The following is a 13,893-nucleotide window of genomic DNA, read 5'->3' on the forward strand; positions in this document are numbered from 1 at the left end:
GCTCCGGTGAACAGAAAGGGACTCACCTTGACCGAGACCACGCGGCTCGCACCGGGCGACAAAGCGCCCGCCTTCAGCCTGCCCGACGCCGACGGCAAGACCGTGAAGCTGTCCGACTTCAAGGGCCGCAAGGTGATCGTGTACTTCTATCCGGCCGCGTTGACGCCGGGATGCACCAAGCAGGCGTGCGACTTTCGGGACAGCTTGGCCGAGCTCAACGGCGCCGGCTTGGACGTCGTCGGCATCTCCCCCGACAAGCCCGAGAAGCTGGCCAAGTTCCGCGACGCCGAGAAGCTGACCTTCCCGCTGCTGTCCGACCCGGACCGCAAGGTGCTGACGGCCTACGGCGCCTACGGCGAAAAGCAGATGTACGGCAAGACGGTCACCGGCGTCATCCGCTCCACCTTCGTGGTCGACGAGAAGGGCAGGATCGCCGTCGCCCAGTACAACGTGAAGGCCACCGGTCACGTCGCCAAGCTCCGCCGCGACCTGTCCGTCTAGTCAGCCCGGGTTGGGCAGGTCAGCCAGGTTGGCCAGGTTGGCCAGCAGCAGCGCCTCGCTGATCGCCGCGCGTTCCAGCACGCCCAGATGCAGGCTCTCGTTGATGCTGTGCGCTTGGGTCGCCGGGTCTTCCACGCCGGTGACCAGAATCTTCGCCTCCGGGAAGGCGGCCGCGAATTCGGCGATGAACGGGATGGAGCCGCCCATGCCCATGTCGATCGGCTCGGTGCCCCACGCCAGGCGGAAGGCCGCGCGGGCGGCGTCGTAGACGCTGCCGCTGGCGTCGATCGCGTAGGGTTCGCCGATGTCCCCGCGGGTGACGCTGACCTGTGCGCCCCACGGCGCGTGCTGTTGCAGGTGCGCGGTCAGCGCGTCCAGGTGCGCCGCCGCGTCGCCGCCGGGCGCCACCCGCATGCTGATCTTGGCACGGGCCCGCGGGATCAGCGTGTTGGACGCCCGCTCGATGGGTGTGGCGTCGATACCGATCACGGTGATCGCCGGTTTGGCCCAAAGCCGTTGCGGCACTGAGCCCGAGCCGATCTCGGACACGCCTGGCAGCAAGCCCGAATCGGCGCGGACCCGCTCGGGCGGATAGTCGGGATAGTTCAGCGTGGCGATGTCTGTCTCATGCAGTCCGGCGACGGCCACGTTGCCGTCGTCGTCGTGCAGGCTGGCCAGCAGGCGCACCAGCACGCTCAGCGCGTCGGGCACCACCCCACCCCACAACCCGGAGTGCAGACCGTGGTCGAGGGTGGCGACCTCGACCACGCAGTCGACCAGGCCGCGCAGCGACACCGTCAACGCCGGCGTGTCGGCGCTCCAGTTGTCCGAGTCGGCAATGACGATCACGTCGGCGGCCAGGGTGTCGCGGTGCGCGGCCAGCAACCGCCCCAACGACGGCGAGCCGGATTCCTCTTCGCCCTCTACGAAGACCGTCACCCCCACCGGCGGCCGGCCGCCGTGCGCCCGGAACGCCGCCAAATGTGTTGCGATGCCGGCCTTGTCGTCGGCGCTGCCGCGGCCGTAGAGCCGGCCGTCGCGTTCGGTGGGCTCGAAGGGCGGCGAGACCCATTGCCCGCGGTCGCCTTCGGGCTGCACGTCGTGGTGGGCATACAACAGCACGGTGGGCGCGCCGGGCGGCGCGGGATGGCGGGCGATGACCGCCGGCGCGCCGCCTTCGCTGACGATCCGCACATCGCCGAAACCGGCCTGCGCCAACAAATCTGCCACCGCCCGCGCGCTGCGCTGCACCTCGGACCGTCGCCCGGGGTCGGCCCACACCGATTCGATGCGCACCAGCTCTTCCAGGTCGCGCCGCACCGACGGCAGCACCTCGCGCACCCGCTCCGTTATCTCGCGAGCAGACGCAAAAGCCCCTTCTTCACGGCGTGTCGCGGCGCTATTGTGTCTGCTCGCGCTCAAGGAGTCTCCAGGATCGCCACCGCGGCGGCGGTGTCTTTCTCGTGCGTCAGCGACACGTGAATCGTCACGTCGGCCAGGTGCTTGGCGATGTCACCGCTCAACCGGACCCGCGGGCGCCCCCACATGTCGGTGACCACCTCGATGTCGCGGTGGATGTCCTCGCGCAGCACCGGCCGCTGCGCGAACCGTGAACCCGACCAGGCCTTGATCACGGCCTCCTTGGCGGCCCAGCGGGCCGCCAGGTGACGCGCCGCCGACGAGCTCTTGTCCGACGCGTCGCGGCGCTCCCCCGGCGTGAACGTCTCGGAGAAGACCGTTCCCGGCTGGTCGACCTGCTCGGCGAATTCGGGAATCGAGACGAGATCGATCCCCACACCGACAATTCCCATGGGTCGCCAGGCTAACGGATCGCCGCCGTCACCCGGCAGAGACCTGGTAGGCGTCGCCGTCACCCAACCGCGAGGCGGGATCGAGCAGCATCGCGGCCTCCTGACGCTTCTCCGGCACGTCATGGTCGAAGCGACGGTCCGGTGGCCGCTGGTACATCGGCGCGCCCCCGGCGATCGCCGAGACCAGCCGCCGCTGACCGGCCAGCAGCCGCGCGTTGGCGCGCTGCTGGTAGTCCGCGCGCTGCTCCGGGTCCAGCGCGGCGAGGAACGCCTGCGGGTGCACCAGCGCCACCAAACCCGAAACATGGCCGAAGCCAAGGCTGGTCACCATCCCCGCCTTCAGCGGGAACTTGTCGCCGAGCCGCAAGGTCTCGCGCACCCAGACGAAGTGGGCCGAGCCGGCGAGTTCGTCGTCGACGCAATCCAGGCTGCGGTTGGGCGGGATCACCCCGTCGCGCAGCATCTGGCACAGGCCCATCATCTGGAAGACCGCCGCGCCGCCCTTGGCGTGCCCGGTGAGGCTCTTCTGCGACACCACGAACAGCGGAGCACCCTCCGAGCGCCCCAGCGAGTCGGCGAGCCGCTCGTGCAGTTCGGTCTCGTTGGGATCGTTGGCCAGCGTCGAGGTGTCGTGCTTGGAGATCACCGCGACGTCGTCCGCGCCCACCCCGAGCTTGGCCAGCGCGCGCGCCAACGGCGACTCCTTGCCGCCGCGACCGGCTCCCAGCGCACCCAGCCCCGGCGCCGGGATCGAGGTGTGCACGCCGTCGGCGAACGACTGCGCGTAGGCCACCACCGCCAGCACCGGCAGACCCATCTTCAACGCCAGGTCGCCGCGGGCCAGCAGGATGGTGCCGCCGCCCTGGGCCTCGACGAAGCCGAGCCGGCGCCGGTCGTTGGGCCGGGAGAACTTGGCGTCCGAGATGCCCCGGCCGCGCATCATGCCGGTGTCGGCGGTGGCCGCCATGTCACCGAACCCGATGATGCCCTCCAGCGTCAGGTCGTCGATGCCGCCGGCGACCACCATCTCGGCCTTGCCCAGGCGGATCTTGTCGACGCCTTCCTCCACCGAGACCGCGGCCGTCGCGCACGCGGCCACCGGGTGGATCATGGCGCCGTAGCTGCCGATGTAGGACTGAACCACATGTGCGGCAACGATATTCGGCAGGATCTCCTGGAAGATGTCATTGGGCTTGTTACGGCCCAGCAGGTTGCCGTGATACAGCGTCTGCATCGAGGTGCCGCCGCCCATGCCGGTGCCCATGGTGTTGGCCACCAGGCTCGGGTGCACGTAGCGCATCACCTCGGCCGGGCTGAACCCGGCGCTCAGGAATGCGTCGACCGTCGCCACGATGTTCCAAACCGCTACCCGGTCAATGGAACTCGCCATGTCGGGGCTGATGCCCCAGACCGTCGGGTCGAACCCGGTAGGCAGCTGGCCGCCAACCACCCGCGACAGCTTGGTCTTTCGCGGCACCCGGATCTCGGTGCCCGCCTTGCGGGTGACCTGCCAGTCGCTGGAGTCGGGCACCGGCCGGATGATCGTGTGTTCGGGATCGAACTCGACGAACGCGCGGGCGTCGGCCTCCGAGGACACCACGAAGGTGAAGTCCTTGTCCAGGAACACCGAGACCAGCAGCGGCGACGCGTGATCGGGGTCGATCGCGCCGTCGTCGACGAACTCGCGGATGCCGCAGCGCGCCACGACGGTGTCGTGGTAGCGCTCGACCAGCTCGGACTCGTCGACCAGCTCACCGGATTCGGTGTCGTACCAACCGGGTTGGGGGTCGTCCTCCCAGCGGATCAGGCCGGTGGTCCAGGCCAGCTCGAGCACCCCCGCCGCCGACAGTTCGTTGTCGACCTCCATCTCGAAGCGGGTGCGCGACGAGCCGTACGGGCCGAGTTCGGCGCCGCCGACGATCACCACCAGATCGGCCGGGTCGACGTCCAGGTCGGCCCACTCCGGCGGCGGTGCCGGGGTGAACCCGCGCGGCGGCGACGGCAGCGCGGCGATGGTGCCCGGCGTCGGGCCGTCGTCGGCGGCCGGCTCCGCGCCGGTGGCCTGCTCGCGGGCCTTGGCGGCCAGCTCGGCCATGTCCAGGTCGGCCTCGCCCAGGCCGCCGGTCAGGTCGGCCTTGATCGGGGCGCTGGCCGCGGCCACCTTCGACTCGACGTCGCAGAGATCCAGCAGCATCGCCGCCATCTCGTCGGTGGAGTAGGTGGTGACGCCGGCCTGTTCGACCGCGTCGACGATGGCGTCGTTGTGGCCCATCAGCCCGGTGCCGCGGGTCCAGCCGATCAGCGCGTGCGCCAGGCTGACCCGGGCCGCCCAGGACGACTCGGCGTGCCAACGACTCACCAGCGCGTCCAGCGCCGACTTGGCCTCACCGTAAGCGCCGTCGCCGCCGAACATTCCGCGGTTGGGCGAGCCGGGCAGCACGACGTGCAGCCGGGAGGCGATGTCGCGCTCGGCACCGATCTTGGACAGCCCGCCGATCAGCCGCTGCACCGCCCACAGCAGCACCTTCATCTCCATCTCGGAGCGAGAGCCGGCCTCGGACAGGTCGCCGGCCACCCGCGGTGCGGCGAACGGGAACAACAGCGTCGGGGTCTGCGCGTCCTTGATGTGGATCGACTGGGGCCCAAGGCTTTCCGTCTGCTCGGTGCCGATCCACTCGACCAGCGCATCGATGTCGGAGTAGGACGCCATATTGGCCGCGACCACCCACAGCGCCGCGCCGTAGCGTGCGTGGTCGCGATACAGGCCCCGGTAGAACGCCAGCCGCTCGTCGTCCAGCTTCGACGTGGTCGCGATGACGGTGGCGCCGCCGTCGAGCAGTCGCGCGACCACCGACGAGGCGATCGAACCTTTGGACGCGCCGGTCACCACGGCGACCTCGTGGCTGTAGCGGCCCGGGTCGGGATTCTCGGCGCCGGCGGCGATGCGGCCGTACAGCGACGCGTGCACGGCGCGGCCCGCGGACAGGGCTTTGCCCTGCCACCAGGTGGCCTGGGTGGCCACGACATGGCCTGCGCCCTCGAACCTTTCGGACAGGTGCAGCCACTGCGAGTCGATGTCGCCCTCGTCGGCGAGCCACAACTTGACCAGGTCTTCGCGGGCACTGGCCCACCGGTCGTCGAACAGCACGGCCTTCTTGGGGTCGAACACCGGCGCCACCAGACGCGGCCAGTCCGCGCCGAGTTCGGCCGTCACCAGATCGATCAGCTCGGCGTCGGTGGCCGCTGACGCGGCCGCGGCGCCGGCCGGCTCGTCCAGGCCCAGCTGGTTGAGCACCAGGCGCGCCGCCGAGGCCAGCACGCCGTCGCGGCCGGTGATCTGTTCGGTGAATTCGCCCAGTGCGGCGGCGTCGATGGTCGCACCGGCACCGCCACCGCCCGCGGACGGCAGCGCCACCGTGATGCCGCGCCGCGCGGCGACCGCGGCGACCGCGGCGTCGATGGCCTTGTCGACGGCGGCGGCGTCGGCCAGCGCGCCCTCGTGCAGATGACCCAGCGCGCCGCCGCGGACACTGGTGCCCTCGCGGGTGCCCAGCGCCACCTCGACCGTGACGTGCTTGGCCCAGCCCTCGCCGAGCTCCCAGGTCTTCTTGACCCGCTCGGCGATGGCGCCGGGCCGCTTACCCGAGGGCCCCAGCACCGTGCGCAGCTGGTCATTGATCGCATCGGAAAGCACTGGGCCGTAAGGCTTGTAGGTGCGCGCCAGCTTGGTCACCTGAGCGCGCAACCCGGCCAGGTCGGCTTCGGCCGCGCCGTCGATGGCGCCCAGGTTCAGCTCCGACCCCAGGTCCACCAGCAGCTGGTTGCGCCGCGACGAGGCGCCGTCGGTGATGGACTCGATGGAGTCCAGCTCCTCGATCTGGTCGATGCGCATCTTGGCCGACAGCGCGATCAGCGCCAGCGTGGCATCGGCGGCGTCGAACGGGATGTCCTCGGGACGCGGAGCCCCGGACGGAGCCGCGGCGGGAGCCGGTGCGGCGGCGGGGGCGACATCGGACATGGGTGCACCGTCCGATGAGGCCGGAACGGCCGAATCGGAAGCCTCGTCCGCCTCCGGTTCCGGCTCGGGGTCGGTGTCGGTGGCGAACAGCACCGCCGCGTCACGCTCGGCATTGAGCACTTCGACTGTGCTGTGCGCATATTCGGGCAGTTTGAGGGTGTTGGTGGCCAGCCCGGCGACGGTCGGTGCGGACTTCACACCGATCTCGACGAACCGCTCCACGCCCAGACCGCCGGCCGCCTCCTCGGTGAACAGCAGGTCCTGGGTTTCGATCCAGCGCACCGGGCTGGCGAACTGCCAGGCCAGCAGCTCGATCAACACCGTGCGGGCCATCTCGATCCGGCGCTCGGCGAGCCAGGTGTCGTAGTCGGCCAGGATCGGGTCGAGCGGCTCGGCCGGCACCAGGTCGCGGATCTCCTGGATGAAGTCGCGGTCCAGGGTGAACGGCCGCGGCACCAGGTTGGGGATGTAGCGCCCGATGATGATGTCGGGATCCTTGTCGCGCGGCATCACCCGGTCCAGCGAACGCCGGAACTCCGCCACACCGACGCGCAGCACCCGCGAGTGGAAGGGCACGTCGATGCCGGGCACCAAGATGAACGAGCGCTTGCCGCCGGTGATCTCGCGACGCCGCTCCACCTCTTCCTCGAGCGCCTCCAGCCCGCGCACCGTGCCGGCGATCGCGTACTGCGAACCCCGCAGGTTGAAGTTCACGATCTCCAGGAATTCCCCTGTGCGCTCGGCGATTCCCGCGACGAACGCCGGCACCTCGTCGTCCGGCAGGTCGATCTGCGACGGGCGGATCGCCGCCAGCCGGTAGTTGGACCGGCCCAGCTCGTCGCGCGGCACGATGTCGTGCATCTTGGAGCCGCGGTGAAACACCGTCTCCAGCAAGGCTTCCAGCTCGTAGATGCCCGTCACGCAGGCCAGCGCGGTGTACTCGCCGACGGAGTGCCCGCAGGCGATCGCGTCCTCGACGAAGGCGCCCTGCTCACGCATCTCGGCGACTTGCGCCGCCGCCACCGTGGCCATCGCGACCTGGGTGAACTGCGTCAGGTACAGCACGCCCTCGGGGTGGTTGTAGTGCACACCGCTGGCGATGATGCTGGTCGGGTTGTCGCGCACCACGTGCAGCACCGAGAAGCCCAGCGTGTCGCGGGTGAACTTGTCGGCCTTGTCCCACACCTTGCGCGCGGCCTTGGACCGGGCCCGCACGTCCATGCCCATGCCCTTGTGCTGAATGCCCTGGCCGGGGAACGCATAGACGGTGCGCGGGGCGGCCAGGCGCGCGGTCGCGGACATCACCAGGTCCGACCCGACGCGGGCGGCCACCTCCAAAACCTCTGCGCCCTGGTCGATTCCGACACGGTCCACGCGGAACGCGACCTCGTCACCGGGACGCACCATGCCCAGGAAGCGGGCGGTCCAGCCGATCAGCCGCGCCGGCGGGCGGGCCTGACCGTCGGTGGCGGTCACCGCGTGCTGGGCGGCGGCGGACAGCCACATGCCGTGCACGATCGGCGTTTCCAGACCGGCCAGCAGCGCGGCGGCCCGGTCGGTGTGGATGGGGTTGTGGTCGCCGGACACCACCGCGAAGGGACGCATGTCGACGGGCGCGGTGATGGTGACGTCGCGGCGGCGCCGGCGCGGGGTGTCGGTCGCGTTCTCCGACACCGCTCCCCCGGCGCGCGCGGGGTCGGTCAGTTCGGCGGGGCCGGTGCGGCCCAGGATCGCGAAACGCTCGTCGAGGGTGGCGATCACCTGGCCGTCGGCGTCGGCGATGGTGACCGAAACCGGGACGACGCGGCCCATGTCGGTGTCGGCGGCCGCCGAAGCCGTTGCGGTGACGGTCAATTGGGCCAGCGTGGTGGGCAGCTTGCCGACCATGTGCGCGGCGTGGTCCAGGTGCACCAGGCTCAGCAGGCCCTCCACGACCGGGACGCCGGTGTCGGTGGCCGCCGCACCGATCGCCGCGAAGACCGCCGGCCAGCACAGGCCGACCAGCGCGTCGGGCACGGTGGTGAGGCTGGGCGCCAACGGCTCACCGAAGGTGGCCGTGACCCCGGTGTGGTCGGCGACCCGCTCGGGATCCCAGTCCACCGTGACGGTGGCCGCGCCGTCGACGACCTTCGGCAAGAACTCCGGCCCATCCACGCCGGCGGCGATCGCCAGCACCGCGCGCATCGCCGTGGCCGCGTCGTCGGTGGAGACCACCGGGGTGCCGCCGTCAATGGTGTTGGGCGGCAAGGTGAATGGAATCTCGACCCAGGTGCCCGACACCGGGACGCTGAGGACGACGCGGTCGCCCTCGACCTGCAGCCGCGCCCCGGTGGACGAGTGGGTGGCGCGGCGGCTGTCCGGCCCGTCGTGCACCAGCCAGTCGCCGGGCTCGGCGATGCGGTGGACCGGATTGATCGCGGTGCGGCCGGCCCACTGCACGTCGGGGGCGTCCAGCACCACGGCCAGCGGTCCCGTCACGTCGGCGCGACCGGTCCGGCGCGACGTGACGGCCGCGGGTTGCACCCCGGCGGCCAGCGCCTCGTCGATGGCGGCCTGCTCGAAGCGGTCCAGCAGTTCCCCGACGGGTTCGTCCATCCGGGTGATGCCGGCCACCGCGGCGGTGCCCGGGATGATGCACACCTGGTCGGCGTCGTAGCGGGCGTCGTGGGCCTGCCACAGCGAGTCGCTGCGCCACCAGCGCCGGACGTCCTTGTCGATGACCGGCACGAAGTTGACCGGCTTGCCGGGCGTCTTGCACAGCGTGACGAAGAACGGGACGTCGGCCGGGTGCAGCTGCACGGATTCGGCGTCGGGGTAGTGCGCCAGCAGGGTGGCGATGGCCTCGGCCGGGTTTTCCAGCAGCCGCGCGCCGTCCTCGGTCGAGCCGTCGAACAGCGTCTCGATGGGACCGAAATCCTTTGCGTGCAAACGTGCTTCGGCGCGTTGCAGCATCTGCTCGAAACGGTCGCGCCAGGTGTCGGCCAGCCACGGGCTGCCCGGTGACGCGGTGTCGGCGGTGGAGTCGCCGTCGCCGATGGCCAGCTCGACATAGCGCTGCAGCCACTGCAGGTAGGTCATCTCCCCGACGTCGCCGAAGTACGGCTTGGCGGTCTTGGCCATCGCGGCGATGATCTCGTCGCGGCGTTCCGCGACGGCCTCGGCGTCACCGGCGACCTCGTCCAGCAGCCGGCCGCACCGCGAGGCGCTGTTGTCGATCTCGTGGATGTCCGCGCCGAGCTGGCTGCGGCTGGATGCCATGCCGCCCACGGCTTTTCCGGCGCCGATCCAGTGCTCGGTGCCCTGGGTTTCGACCAGCATCCGCTTGACCGACGGCGAGGTGGTGGACTCCAGCGTCGCCATCGCCGCGGTGCCGACCAGGATGCCGTCGATCGGCATCAGCGGGAAGCCGTACTTCTCGGCCCACCGACCGGACAGGTACTCGGCCGCCCGCTCGGGGGTGCCGATGCCGCCGCCGACGCAGACGGTGATGTTGGGCCGCGACCGCAGCTCCGAGTAGGTCGCCAGCAGCAGGTCGTCGAGGTCCTCCCAGGAGTGGTGGCCGCCGGCGCGGCCGCCCTCGATGTGCACGATCACCGGCTTGGTGGACACCTCGGTGGCGATGCGGATCACCGAACGGATCTGTTCGACGGTGCCGGGCTTGAACACGATGTTGCTGATGCCGACGTCGCCCAGCTCCTCGATCAGCTCGACGGCCTCCTCCAGCTCGGGGATGCCGGCGCTGATCACCAGGCCGTCGATCGCCGCGCCGGACTGGCGCGCCTTCTGCACCAGCCGCTTGCCGCCGACCTGCAGCTTCCACAGGTACGGGTCCAAGAACAGCGCGTTGAACTGGTAGGTGCGGCCCTCCTCGAGCAGCCCGGACAGCTCCTCGATCCGGGCGGCGAAGATCTCCTCGGTGACCTGCCCGCCGCCGGCCAGCTCGGCCCAGTGCCCGGCGTTGGCCGCGGCGGCCACGATCTTGGCGTCCACCGTGGTCGGGGTCATGCCGGCCAACAGGATCGGCGAGCGGCCCGTCAGGCGGGTGAACTTGGTCGACAGCTTGACCCTGCCGTCGGGCAGCCGAACCAGCGTCGGGGCGTAGCTCGACCAGGCCCGCGCCACCTCGGGGACGGCGCCGACGGTGAACAGGTTGCGCTGTCCCCCGCGGGTCGCGGCGGGCACGATGCCCACACCGAGGCCGCGGATCACCGGCGCGGTCAGCCGGGTCAGGATGTCGCCGGGGCCCAGGTCCAGAATCCAGCGCGCGCCCGACTCGTGTACGCGGGTGATCTCCTGCACCCAGTCCACCCGGCGCACCAGGATGGCCTCGGTCAGTTCCCGGGCCAGGGCGACGTCCAGGCCGACTTTCTCTGCCCAGCCGCCGACGATATCGATGCCGTCGGCCAGCCGGGGCGTGTGGAAGCCCACCTCGACCTGCACCGGATCGAACACCGGCGCGAAGACGTCGCCGCCGCGCAGCTTGTTCTTGCGCTCGGCCTCTTCCTTCTCCGAGATCTGCCGGCAGTACAGCTCGAAGCGCGACAACTGTTCCGGGGTGCCGGTGATGACGACCGAACGGCGGCCGTTGCGGATGGACAGCACGGGCGGCAGCACGGTGCGTACGTCCTGGGCGAACTCGTCGAGCAGCCGGCTGATCCGCTCGGGGTCGGCGTTGGTGACCGACACCATGGGCGGACGGTCGCCGAGCACCGAGATGCCGCGCCGGCGGGCCACCAGCGTGCCGGCGGCACCGATCAGCTGGGCCAGCGCCAGCAGCTCGACGTCGCGAGCGCCCGCGCCTTTGAGCGCCTCGACGGCCAGCACGCCCTGGGAATGTCCGGCGACGGCCACCGGCGGCGTGGCCGTCAGGTCCATGCCCTGGCGTGCCAGCGCGCGCACGGCCGCGATCTGGGTCAGCAGCACGCCGGGGATGGAGACCGCGGCCGAGGTCAGGTGCTTGTTGGACGGGACCGGGTCCTCGGCGGCCAGCGCGCGCACCCAGGACAGCGGCTCGAAGCCGATCGGGCGCACCACGACGAGCTCTTTCGCCACCGGCTCGAGCAGCAGGTCGACCTCACCGACCAGGGTTGCCAGCTCCGGCTCGATGCCGGCCGACGAGACCAGCTCTTCGAGGGTCTCCAGCCAGGCGCTGCCCTGGCCGCCGAAGGCCACCGCGTAGGGCTCGCCGGCCGCCAGGCGGTCGACCAGAGCATGCGTGTCCCCGGCTGGTGGGTGCTTGACCCCATGCGGGCCCTGCCCGTCGCGGTCGGCGGACACCCGGTCGTGCTCGTGGATCGTCACCTTCTCTGTCTCCCCTGATATGCGTCTTTAGGTCTGAAGTTCGTGTGGCGGTCACCGCCAGAGGGTTGGGGCCTCGTCGGTGCCCGTCGATTCCGCGTCGAATCGCGGCCGGGAAACGGCCGGCCGGTGTGACGTCGGCGGCCGCCCCGGTGGTGCGAAGCGGCGCGGCGGACTTCATCGGCTGCACTAAGAGTGTCATAAGGATCGGCCCCTCGTTTCGCGTGCTGATCGGTTACTGGTGAGTTCTACGCATGGGTAACCGTGTTGTGGGTAACACCGGGTTTCGCCGGCGGCGCGGACGCGGCGAACAAACCTGCTGCGTGCAGGTGGTTACGGTCGAGTAGCTATAACTGCGCAGATCAAAGCAGTTTTGTTATCGAATCGTTATGTAAAAATTTTGCGCCGCGAAGCGCCGTCGAGCCGGCGTCGGCGGCGCCGTGCGGCGATCGCCGGCGGCCGCGCGCCGAGAAAATGAGCGAACGAGTGTTTGCTGGAATTTCTAAGAGTCGGCCTTCCGGCCGGCCCGGCGGCCGCGGTGACGGCTCGCGAGGGCCCGGCGGCGGCTAGACCCACTGCCCGAATTGGGGCTTGAGGATCTCGTTGATGTCCACCCCGACCCCGCCCACGCTGCGTTTGTCGATCTCGACCTGGTGCAGATGGGCGGCCGGATGGGTGAACCCCTTGGGCGATCCCCAGTTGTGCTGCCAGAAATAGGAGCCCAGCCCGTCGTGCAACGCCCAATCGATGGTTTTGGAATTGGCGTACACGCCTGTGCGCTGATGGCCGATCACCGACTCCCACGACCGCAGATACGGCGCGATCTGGCTCTTGTACTGCTCGTAGGACGGGTCGTCGTCGATCGAGGCGTAAATGGGTGCGGTGGCCGGCCCGCCCGCCGCGGCGTGCAGCTGCATGCCGCGCTGCGCGTGCTGCAGGCCGGCGCTGGCGCCGCCCAGCCAGTCCGCGGTGTTGCCCTTGCCGTACTGGTAGCAGGACACGATCTTGAGCCCGTTGGCGTTGAGATCGCGCGCCTCGGCCACCTGGATCGGCTTGCCCAGCATCCAGTTCCCGCCGGGCCGGCGGTCCGACACGTACCGAATCGCCCCCAGGGCGCCGGCCGCCCGCAACTGGCTGCCCGGGATGACACCGGCCGCGTAGTCGAGCAGGGTGCCCAGCGATGCCGACGCCGGCGCGGCGTACGCCGTCGAACCCGCGACGCCCAGGCCCAGCAGGGCCGGCGCCGCGGCCGCGAATTTCAGCAGATCGCGCCGCGAAACGGAGGACACAGGCCATAGGGTACGACATAAACCCCATGTGCCCCGTTGATCACACGAGTCACATTTGTATCACGGCGTCGCATCGGCGGTTTGGGCCCGGTCCGCCGCGGGCAGCACGATGACGCTCACCGCCGCCAGGCCCCGGCGCGCGGTCTGCCGCGCGATCTCCTCGATGAACCGGGCGGCCGCCGGGCTGATCGAGCCCGCCCAGGCCCGAAACCCCTGCACGATCACCGGGTCCTGCCCCAACAGCGGTTGCACGCCTCGCAGCACCGTGACCACGTCGTCGGGCAGCGGGTCGGCCAGCTGCTGCTCGATCCAATTGTGCGCGAGTTCGGTTGCCGCCGATACGCTTTCGCCGAGCGCGATGACGTCGGCGGCCAGCCGGCGCAGCCGGTCGAACAGCACCTGGCGCCCCGGGGTCTCGGCCAGTTGGGCCAGCAGGGTGCTGGCCGCGCTCGGCAGCCTCATCTGCCCGAACAGGGCGGGGACCGGCAGGTCCCACTCGTCGAACAGGTCGGCATACATCGCGGCGACCGGCGCCGGCAGCGGGGCGCTGAGCCGCCCGATCACCCCGATGCTGTCGCGATGCGTGGTCGCCAGCTGGCGCAGCAGGTGCTCGCTGACGTCGGTGCCGTCGGCGGCCGCCCTTGACTGGGCGCAGGATTCGTCCAGGGCGCGGATCAGTTGGTCCAACCGGTCGCGCTGCTGGATCAGCAGTGCGCGGTGCTCGTCGAGCAGATCCGCCAGCGTGCTGTGCCCGCCGTGCAGCAATCGCTGAATGTCGTTGATGCCGACGCCGAGACTGCGCATCGGGTCGATGCGCAACAGGTCGAGCACCTGTTCCACGTCGAAGACGCGGTAGCCGTTGGACAGGTGGTCGGCGTGCAGCAGCCCGATCTTCTCGTAGTGGCGAATACGGCCCGAGGCGATTCCGGTCAGGGCCGTGACGTCGCCGATCAGCAACTGCTCAGCCACTCCTTGA

The 13,893-nt window shown here is 70.5% G+C and carries 6 protein-coding genes; 1 reads left to right on the forward strand and 5 read right to left on the reverse strand.

The genetic code is table 11. The features are described from left to right. The first annotated feature begins 27 nt into the window (after positions 1-27). Positions 28-501 carry a thioredoxin-dependent thiol peroxidase gene (bcp, locus tag MAA44156_RS13220; RefSeq protein ID WP_009975885.1) on the forward strand — a complete coding sequence of 158 codons (474 nt, stop codon included), beginning with the start codon at positions 28-30 and terminating at the stop codon, positions 499-501. On the opposite strand, the gene MAA44156_RS13225 is transcribed toward bcp, so the two are convergent. From MAA44156_RS13225 to MAA44156_RS13245, 5 genes are all read right to left on the reverse strand, one after another. Beyond that, positions 502-1,923 (reverse strand): dipeptidase, encoded by a 1,422-nt coding sequence (locus tag MAA44156_RS13225; protein WP_023879834.1) that lies wholly within the window; start codon positions 1,921-1,923, stop codon positions 502-504. After that, positions 1,920-2,312, reverse strand: a complete 393-nt coding sequence (gene acpS / locus MAA44156_RS13230) for a holo-ACP synthase AcpS (protein ID WP_003873105.1) — start codon at positions 2,310-2,312, stop codon at positions 1,920-1,922. The genes MAA44156_RS13225 and acpS overlap by 4 nt, the downstream gene beginning before the upstream one ends. Positions 2,313-2,340: 28 nt before the next feature. Continuing rightward, a complete protein-coding gene (locus MAA44156_RS13235) occupies positions 2,341-11,631 on the reverse strand; it encodes a type I polyketide synthase (protein ID WP_065370717.1) in 9,291 nt (3,096 codons plus the stop codon). A 563-nt stretch (positions 11,632-12,194) separates the two neighbouring features. Beyond that, positions 12,195-12,917 carry a DUF1906 domain-containing protein gene (locus tag MAA44156_RS13240; protein WP_009975877.1) on the reverse strand — a complete coding sequence of 241 codons (723 nt, stop codon included), beginning with the start codon at positions 12,915-12,917 and terminating at the stop codon, positions 12,195-12,197. Positions 12,918-12,977: 60 nt separating this feature from the next. Then, positions 12,978-13,886: a MerR family transcriptional regulator gene (locus MAA44156_RS13245; RefSeq protein ID WP_009975874.1), complete on the reverse strand. Its 909-nt coding sequence runs from the start codon at positions 13,884-13,886 to the stop codon at positions 12,978-12,980. Positions 13,887-13,893: the final 7 nt, after the last annotated feature.

The sequence above is a fragment of the Mycobacterium avium subsp. avium genome, from assembly GCF_009741445.1.
GTDB classification, from domain to species: domain Bacteria; phylum Actinomycetota; class Actinomycetes; order Mycobacteriales; family Mycobacteriaceae; genus Mycobacterium; species Mycobacterium avium.

What these genes read in the sequence shown, in the direction of transcription:
- acpS (WP_003873105.1), bottom strand. Translation starts at nt 2,312, where the DNA reads ATGGGAATTGTCGGTGTGGGGATCGATCTCGTCTCGATTCCCGAATTC.